This window comes from Helicobacter sp. 10-6591 (genome assembly GCF_003288805.1).
GTDB lineage: Bacteria > Campylobacterota > Campylobacteria > Campylobacterales > Helicobacteraceae > Helicobacter_F.
Window position 1 is genome coordinate 1 of record NZ_NHYK01000051.1, and the last position, 613, is coordinate 613.

1 protein-coding gene is annotated in these 613 nt (G+C 34.3%); it reads left to right on the forward strand.

Going from position 1 to position 613, the window contains the following annotated elements; genetic code table 11:
* Positions 1–71: 71 nt before the first annotated feature.
* On the forward strand, positions 72–608 hold the full coding sequence (locus tag CCY97_RS08105; protein ID WP_112064953.1) for a 50S ribosomal protein L25/general stress protein Ctc: 537 nt from the start codon (positions 72–74) through the stop codon (positions 606–608).
* Positions 609–613 lie beyond the last annotated feature (5 nt).

Below are 613 nucleotides of genomic sequence, written 5' to 3' on the forward strand. Positions count from 1 at the left end.
ATCTTAATTTAAGCCTCCCCTGGTTACAATCCCACTCCCCTGTTCAATCCCAAAATCAAAGGACAACCAAAATGCTAGAAGGTATTATTAGAGAGAGTATTTCAAAAGCAGATTGCAAAGCTTTACGAAACAATGGTTATCTGATTGCCAATATCTATGGAAAAGGAATACAAAATATCCATTGCGCTTTTAAGCTCAATGACTTTATGAAAGAAGTCAAAAACAAACAGAATCTGATATTCCAAGTCAAATTAGAATCAAAGATTTATGACGTAGTAGTCCAAGACTATCAAAAAGATCCAGTTACAAATATCTTAAAACATGTAGATTTGTTGCTAGTCCAAAAAGATACCAACACAAAATTCAAAGTCCCTGTCAAAACAAAAGGCAATGCAAAAGGTTTAAAAAATAAAGGTTTGCTTTTTATTGCAACCAAAAGAATAAGCGTTGTATGTCTCCCAGAGAAATTGCCAAATAGTTATGAGCTTGATGTGAGTGATTTGGATGTAGGAGATTCTATTCTTGTAAGAGATTTGCCCTGTATTGAAGGACTGAAAGTTATCAATAAGCCAAATGTTGCAGTAGTCAGTGTGATAAAGGCAAAATGAGGGGT

Coding starts and splice junctions, on each gene's coding strand:
- CCY97_RS08105 (WP_112064953.1), top strand. CDS start 72: ATGCTAGAAGGTATTATTAGAGAGAGTATTTCAAAAGCAGATTGCAAA.